The organism is Blautia sp. MSK18_10 (assembly GCF_020553185.1).
Classification (GTDB): domain Bacteria; phylum Bacillota; class Clostridia; order Lachnospirales; family Lachnospiraceae; genus Blautia_A; species Blautia_A wexlerae.
In genome coordinates, this window is sequence record NZ_JAJCGT010000070.1 from 1 (window position 1) to 7,970 (window position 7,970).

General features: G+C 40.0%; 9 protein-coding genes. All 9 read right to left on the bottom strand.

The annotated features are described in order from the left end of the window. Positions 1 to 528 precede the first annotated feature (528 nt). The 9 genes from LI074_RS16295 to LI074_RS16335 all read right to left on the bottom strand — a co-directional run bounded on the left by LI074_RS16295 (position 529) and on the right by LI074_RS16335 (position 7,821). Positions 529 to 705, bottom strand: a complete 177-nt coding sequence (locus LI074_RS16295) for a hypothetical protein (RefSeq protein WP_173698410.1) — start codon at positions 703 to 705, stop codon at positions 529 to 531. Then, entirely contained in the window at positions 689 to 1,399 is a 711-nt protein-coding gene (locus LI074_RS16300) for a helix-turn-helix domain-containing protein (protein ID WP_173698411.1), read from the bottom strand. Before LI074_RS16300 ends, LI074_RS16295 begins: the two co-directional genes overlap by 17 nt. 113 nt (positions 1,400 to 1,512) lie before the next feature. Continuing rightward, complete coding sequence (locus tag LI074_RS16305) at positions 1,513 to 1,767, bottom strand: hypothetical protein (RefSeq protein WP_022380782.1); 255 nt, start codon at positions 1,765 to 1,767, stop codon at positions 1,513 to 1,515. Between the two features lie 209 nt (positions 1,768 to 1,976). Then, positions 1,977 to 3,785: a Na/Pi cotransporter family protein gene (locus LI074_RS16310; RefSeq protein ID WP_008706243.1), complete on the bottom strand. Its 1,809-nt coding sequence runs from the start codon at positions 3,783 to 3,785 to the stop codon at positions 1,977 to 1,979. 146 nt (positions 3,786 to 3,931) lie between these two features. Further along, complete coding sequence (locus LI074_RS16315; RefSeq protein WP_161275851.1) at positions 3,932 to 4,162, bottom strand: hypothetical protein; 231 nt, start codon at positions 4,160 to 4,162, stop codon at positions 3,932 to 3,934. A 24-nt stretch (positions 4,163 to 4,186) separates the two neighbouring features. Further along, positions 4,187 to 5,539, bottom strand: coding sequence for a sedoheptulokinase (locus LI074_RS16320; RefSeq protein WP_173698412.1), 1,353 nt, complete (start codon positions 5,537 to 5,539; stop codon positions 4,187 to 4,189). Further along, positions 5,536 to 6,723 carry a pyridoxal phosphate-dependent aminotransferase gene (locus tag LI074_RS16325; protein WP_022380876.1) on the bottom strand — a complete coding sequence of 396 codons (1,188 nt, stop codon included), beginning with the start codon at positions 6,721 to 6,723 and terminating at the stop codon, positions 5,536 to 5,538. The genes LI074_RS16320 and LI074_RS16325 overlap by 4 nt, the downstream gene beginning before the upstream one ends. 389 nt (positions 6,724 to 7,112) lie before the next feature. Continuing rightward, the gene (locus tag LI074_RS16330) at positions 7,113 to 7,523 is read right to left on the bottom strand and encodes a hypothetical protein (protein WP_055053782.1); all 411 of its coding nucleotides are present in this window, start codon (positions 7,521 to 7,523) and stop codon (positions 7,113 to 7,115) included. A 112-nt stretch (positions 7,524 to 7,635) separates the two neighbouring features. Further along, on the bottom strand, positions 7,636 to 7,821 hold the full coding sequence (locus tag LI074_RS16335; RefSeq protein ID WP_019161960.1) for a DUF6440 family protein: 186 nt from the start codon (positions 7,819 to 7,821) through the stop codon (positions 7,636 to 7,638). Positions 7,822 to 7,970: the final 149 nt, after the last annotated feature.

Here is a 7,970-nt window from a genome sequence, read left to right on the forward strand (position 1 = left end):
CCGTCCAAATTTCAAGAGCATATTGTTCTTTTTTCTATTATAATATATTTATTGTATCAGAACAAGTGTTTTACGATTTTTTATGAATTTGAGCAGACATGCTCGAATGTGCAATTCATCCCATCACCTATAGGACGCCACTGAAAAACTATTTTTATACACATTATATAGTAGATTAAAACAAATAAAAACACTTTATATTGTACTGCTTTATGCAAAATAAAGACTTTTTCAGTGGCGTCATAGAGGTGAGGGAATTCTTGCTACGGTTGTTAAAGATGAATGAATAGATTTAATTCGGTTATTCTTTCTCAGGTGCGGTTTTGTTTCCAGACTGCTGATTGCCGTGATTCGCCCTATTTTTTCAGAAACTGAAGACACATATGATAATATCTTATTTGTTATTGTAAATGGCGGTTTATATTCTCCCACAAAAACACCTCCAGAATTTCCGTTATCTTGCACACTATCTTGCACACTTTTTTGCGTACTTTCTTCTTCGATTATATAAATATGATAACACAAATATCAAACCATTCCAAATTTTATATGTTTAAAATCATCTATATAATTGATTTTATAGTCTGTTTCTGTTTTGATTTCATATTCTTGCTTTCTATATATTTTTCCAGTTATAAAACAGACAGGCATGTTCTGCCTGTCTGCTTTATGTAAGAAATTCTTCTTTTCACTGTTCTGTTTCATGTTTATCTGCATTTTTTTGCATCTCATATTCTTCCCGGTTTGTGCGGGCTACGATTATTCGGGCGGCAAATAAGCAGAGCATAATTACAGCTGTAATCAGAATAAAAACTATACTCTCCGTCATATTATCAATATCCCAGAAACTGATTATGGAATTTCCAAAAATGCAGGCTAAAGTAAATGCTTCAACAATACACTCAAGCCATATAATGGAACTACGGTAATTTTTCCCAGGCAGATTGCGGTCGAAGTATGACATGACACCAAAAGTGATCAGGGCTACTGCAAGCAAAATCCATTTTATGGGTACAGGACCTATCTTCCATGAAATATGAGTGCCCCAGATACCGAAGCCAATACCTCCCAATATAATCGTTACCAGACCCAGAAGATAAATTCCTATCTGGAAACCTCTCAGACGTTTCTCGCCAATGCACTGGATCAACAGTCTCTCGGTTTCTCTTTTGTAATCTTCTGATTCTATTTTCTTTCCGGACAGAAGTTCGCTGACAGTGATGTCAAATGTTTCGCATAGAGATTCAAGAAGAGTGATGTCAGGGAATGATCTTCCATTTTCCCACTTAGAAACTGCCTTGTCTGTGACTCCCAGTTTCTCGCCCAGCTCTTTTTGTGTCCAGTTATGTTCTTTGCGGCACTGTGCAATGAATGCTCCAACTTTCTGTGTGTCTACCATAGTGTGTACTCCCTTGTATGTCTTTCTTGCACTTTTTATACTTTGATTATGTCATAGACCATGGGGAAAGTCACCCTACTGCTGGTAGAATTGGCATTTATACTTTGTAAAATCTACTTCAGTGCTGTCAGAATCCCCATTGCATTGTCGTAATCTTTCTCCCCGACCAGGATTTCATACAATGTTTTATCTGTTCCGAAGTTCCCACCCATACTGCGGGCAGTTCCCCTGCCCGGAGCTGTCATTTTTTCTTCGTGGTTGACTCTCTTTGTTTTGTATTTGATTTTCTCTGAATCTAAGGCTTTACAATACTGCTCATATTTGTCTCTGGATGCACCGAGATAAACTGTTCTGCTGTCGAATAACATAATTAATTTCTCCTCCTTTGGGGTGTTGTTTTTACAAAAATGATCCTGTCTGCTGGCTCCTCAGCCTGCACACGCAGGAGCGTATTCGAAAAATCATTCCCACCATCTGCATGCACGGCAACTATAACGAAAAAAACAGCAGACATCCGTTTCCAGATCATCTGCTGTCATTATATCATATATATTTACTGCTTTGTAGTATAAAAGTATTATTCTACTTCTTCCGGTTCCATGCTTCGCATGTGTTCCTCGTTCTTTACGATTTCATACTTCTGGCGATATTCCTTGAAGTATGTATAATATTCCACGCTGTCAGATGGGTAAATCTTGGAATCATGGATATGCATATCCGGATTCTCGTCTCCACTCTTAAGGAGAGCTACCATTGCACTTGCACAATGTGCTGCAATACGGTTGAAGCTGTTGAGAATGTCTGTATATACAGTTCCCTCTTCCAGTCCGCAATTGCCATTACTCAGACGCTCTACATGATGCATCTTTAGCTCATTGCATAAGGATGTGATAATCATTCCAAGCGGTGCAACTCTCTGTGCCATCTCTTTGTCATCATTGAGGAATGCACGACAGGTAAGGTTGATCTCCTCACGAACTGCTTCCATTACTACATTCAGCTCATCCCAGGCTTCCTGTGAGAAATTAGTGTGATTATCATGCATTTCACTGGACATATAGGCAATGTAGGATGCATGGTCACCGATTCTCTCAAAGTCATTGATGGTATGAAGATAAAGGGATGCCTGCCTTGTCTGGGCACTGTTCATCTCATGCTTTGTGAGCTTCATCAGATATTCCCCAAGACGGCTTTCGTATTTATCGATCAGGTTCTCTTTTCTCTGTACCTTATCAAATTTATCCTGCTGATATTCATTCAGAAGGTTCATGGCACGGTTGACATTCTTGCGAAGCTTCCTTGCCATACCGCTCATGGCACGATGACACTGTCCAATAGCAAGTGCCGGATAATTCAGAAGACGTTCTTCCAGAAGATCAAAGTCTGCTTCATCTTCCAGTTCCTCTGCACTGTCTTTTACAAGCCAGCACACCAGCTGCTCGATCTTCGGTATGAACGGGAAAAGAACACATACTGTTGCTACACGGAATACAGTATTCAGTAAAGCAATTGCAACCGGTGACATAATCATATCCATAAATCCGAAATGCACAACAGCATTTACAGTGTAGAAGATCACTGACCAGAGGATAAGACCAAACAGGTCATTGATCAGATAAACAAGTGCTGTACGTTTACCATTCTTATTCGCACCGATTGCTGAAATCAGAACCGGACAGGCAGCACCTACACCGATACCAAGAACGATCGGGAATGCACTGGAGAATGTCAGGATACCTGTTACAGATAACGCCTGCAATACACCGACTGTGGCAGATGCACTCTGCAGCACTGCGGTAAATGCAATACCTACCAGAATACCTATCAGCGGGTTGGAAAACATTGTCAGCATGTTTGTAAATGTGGGGCTGTCCTTCAGTGGTGAAACAGCACCGCTCATTGTCTGCATACCTGTCATCAGGATTGCAAAACCAAGCATGATATTACCGATATTTTTATGCACGGAACGCTTACATGCCATGCGAAGGATAATACCAATAATCGCTACTACTGCTGAAATTGTTGCTGTAGATAAAATCTTCGCAATTCCGTTCTTTCCGTCAATATAAGAAAGACAGAGGATCCATCCGGTAATACTGGTTCCGATATTGGCTCCCATGATAATACCGATGGCCTGTTTCAGTTTCATCATACCTGAGTTAACAAAACCAATGACCATAACGGTTGTGGCAGAAGAAGACTGAATCACGCTGGTAACACCAGTACCCAGAGCAACTCCCTTCAGCGGTGTGTTTGTCATTCGATACAGGAAAGCTTCCAGCTTATTTCCGGCAACCATTTTCAGGCCGTCGCCCATCAATGACATACCGAACAGGAATAACGCTACTCCGCTCAGTAATGACAATATCATTGAAAAAATTCCCATTATTTTCTCCTTTGTCGTCTGCCTGATTTCCCACCTCATCTCAGAAAATCGGCGCATAATGTAAGCAGGTTATTTTACCTGTTTCTAATCAGAATTTAACCTGCTTTTTACTTTTCCATTCTTATTATGTCACGTCCGGGAGATTATTACAATAATTGTTTTTTCAAAAATTGCATTTTTTCCATAGCGTTTAAAATGCTGTCTTTTTTTTCCTGATTTTTTTTGCAGTTTTCATAAAATTTTCCGGCATGCTCCAAAATATATCTGAACATGTCGAAAAATAACATACAATAAATCGGACAGTAAAGAAGGAGCTGTCTATTTTCAGGACAGCCCCTTTCCTCAAATTCCAGTATTAAAATCAATTGGTTATTCACAATCCGCTTCACTGCTTCATTTTATTATCTGGGGGAATTGATATAGTTATACATACTACTGCTCATTGCTGCCCCTGTCGCAGCTTCCTCTTCACATTCTGCCAGAACAAGTTCTGCCTTGAACATATCCGCAATAATTTCACACAGTACCGGATTTTTTCTCAGTCCATTCCCTGAACCAATCATGCGTCTGATTTTTATACCAGTTCCTTTCTGAATAGTCATATACATCTGATACAATTCTGTGCTCATTCCCTTCAGAACACCATAGCAGAAATCTTCAGGTGTAAAGTTTTCGGAATATACCTGAGTAATACTGCCGCTTTTTTCCGGATTCACCCGCGTACCATCAAATGTTGTTTCAACTTTAATCTTTCGGCTTTCAGTTCTTTCACTATTCTGGTCTCTCCCTGTTCTTGCCATCTTTTCCATTACTTTGTATAATGGCTGCTCCTGTCCGGTCGCTTCTTTTACAATTTTCCGGAAAAACTGTTCCAAGAGCGCATACGCCTTGCCACCACACAGAGATGCTCCCGCAAGCAGATACTTCCCATTCAGGAAAGGTCTCGCCTCAATTCCATCTCCCGAAAAATACTGACCGGAAAGAACAGAAATCTGTCCACCGGTTCCCATATTGACCAGTAATGTATTCTCCTCATCACCTGCTGCTCCAAGGAAGCTTGCCTGATTGTCTCCGATTGCTGTTGTAACTGTCCTTCCTCTGTATGTACCCAGTTTTTCTATTTCCGTACAGACATCCGGCAGCCAGTTTACGTCCACTCCCATTTCAGCCAGTTTTTCTTTCTCAAAGCACATCTTACGACTGTCAAAGAATCCCAAACCTGCTGCATTGCTTACATGTATCAGAGGTTTTTTTCGTCCCGTTAAATACATTCCAAAATAATCCATGATTGTACAGAAACTCAACGCCGAATCCGGAACCAGATTATGCCTGATATTATAAATGTGTGTAACAAGCCCATATCCTGAAGCAGCATGGATTTGACATCTTTCCCGGATTTCTTCTGTTAAAGGAATCTGATCCCCATCGCAGATACTTCCTCTGGCATCCTGCCATGTATATAACGGACTGACACAATTTCCTTCTTTGTCAACATAGACAATTCCATGCATCTGCCCTGTGAGCCCAATCCGCTCAACATGCGGATACTTCTCCAGGAAATAATCCAGCAGATTCACTGCTCTTTCTACAATTTCTTTTGCATACTGTATTCTTTCCCATTCATTTCCGGTTTCGATAAAGCAACCGTTCTCTACAGTTTTTGCCTCCAGAATCTTTGCCTGTCCGTTTTCCTCTTTTTCCAGAACAACACCGCTTATCGTTGTTGTCCCAATGTCAATCCCCGCTGTTTTCACAGTCCAAACTCTTCTGCCAGTTTCTTAAACTCCGGCAGGGAATTAATAATAGTATCATAAGATACACAATAAGCCAGTCTCACATAACCCGGGCAGGCAAAGGAACTTCCCGGAACCATGAGAATATTATATTTCTTTCCAGCTTCGCAGAACGCTTTTTCATCTGCTACCGGTGATTTCACAAAGAGGTAGAATGCGCCTTGCGGTTTAATGCACTCGAATCCGCATTCCTTCAGTCCGTTATATAATGCCAGACGGTTCTTGTCATATGCAGCTACATCCACTTCTGCATCTACACATTTGGCAATCACCTTCTGCATCAGGGATGGGGCGTTGACACATCCGATAGTACGGTTGGCAATAGCCGCAGCAGTGATAAGTTCTTCACTGCCATCTGCTTCATCCGGAATTACCAGATAACCGATACGCTCTCCCGGAAGGGACAGAGATTTACTGTAAGAATAGCCAACAATGGTATTGTCATAATATTTTGTCAAATACGGAACCTCTACACCGTCATAAGCCAGCTCTCTATATGGCTCATCAGAGATCAGATAAATCACACTGCCGAATTCCTGCTGCTTTTTCTCAAGAATTGCAGCCAGCTTCTTAATGGTTTCTTCGGAATATACAACACCAGTGGGATTGTGAGGTGTATTTACGATCACTGCTCTTGTCTTTGCTGTAATCTTCTGCTCAAACTCCTCAAGATTCGGTTGGAATGTGGTTGTATCCGGAGAGATTTCCACAAGCTTGCCATCAAAATTGCGCACATATGCACCATATTCCAGAAAGTACGGTGCAAAAACAATCACTTCTTCCTCAGGATTCAGGATTGTCTTAAAAATCACATTCAGACCACTGGCTGCTCCAACTGTCATAATCAGATTCTTCGCTGCAAATTTAGTTCCAAAGCGGTGGTTCAGAGATTCCGCAATCGTCTGGCGCACATCCTCAAATCCTGCATTACTCATATAACCATGCAGCACTGTCGGCTCCACTTCATTCACCAGATCAATAATAGCCTCCTTCACACACTCCGGCGCCGGAACGCTCGGATTCCCAAGACTGAAATCATAAACTTTGTCCGCACCGTAAATGGCTCTGAGACGATTTCCCTCCTCAAACATCATACGGATGGCTGAATTATTTTTTACATAAGGTTTCATTTTTTCTGCTATCATAACATATTCGCTCCTGTCCAAATAATCCCGGCAAACCGCCGAAATTCAGAATAATATTGCAACTGTCCAATTTCTCTTGCAGTGCATAATTTATCTTTATTTTAACCTTATCATGGTAAAGTGTCAATGTGCGACAATATACTATATTCCATCTTTTTAGCCGAAGTCAAGTAAGTCCCCTGCTTTAATTGCGAAAAGCAATAAGCAGGGGGTGGGAACTTGCTTGTATCAGAAGGAATCTTTGCGCTCCTCCAGTAACAAAATGTCAATAGTTTTTTAATCACTTTTTTCAAAAAAGGCAAAAAGAATAGAACGTATAGTTAATTTCCATACGCTCTATCTCACATTTCATATTAAATTTTTGAATTCTACAAACTGAAATCTGTCTGTTAATTTGAAACAGATGTAGCACTTACTTTCTTGTCGATAACAAAATATGTAACCACCATTAAAATAGAAATTATCAAACCAATATAAAACTCTGGGAATGCAAATCTAATGCTTTTATGGATACTTACTTCGCCCGTTATATTCATTACGTGCCATGTGAAGAACTTATATATCTCAGAAACAACAATACCAATTGTGCCTAATGCACCTAAACTTTTGCCAACAACCTGTTCCTTGAAGGGAAACCATACACCCACAGCAAACAAAATAACAGACACCATTCCAATGGGATTGAGCAAATTTATTAAACCTGTGATTTCCTGTACGCCTTTTAGCTCACCATATTGATTAAGGAACATTGGTAATAAACTGATAATAAATGCTATTGATAGAATAATTTTCTTTTTCATATAATCGCACTCCTATGTCAAATACCGATTGAGATTTCACCTGTTTTAAGCGATTTAATAACTGTTATATTTTGTTATTAAATTCTCTGCAAACCCTTGAAAACGCTGAATTTTACTTTGTAATTATGACTTTTCCTTCAGAGTCCAGAAGAGGTGTAATACCAGCCCCGTATCCAGATTTCCAACAAAGATAATTAACTCCAGTCTCCTTATCTACAAGAATTTGGCGAATCCCTTCGTCCTTAAGCGAACTTCCATCTCTAAATATAACTTCAAATCTTTCTTCTTTTTTTGCCATGTTTATTCCTCCTCGTTAAGCGTTAAATTCCGATTTCTCAGTTTCAAAAAGCTGAAATTGTTCGAGCTTTTCAAATACTAACGTACCTAATTCCGTTCAATAATTGATTTATAGTAGTTACCAAAGTCAGCAAGTGAATTAACAATTGG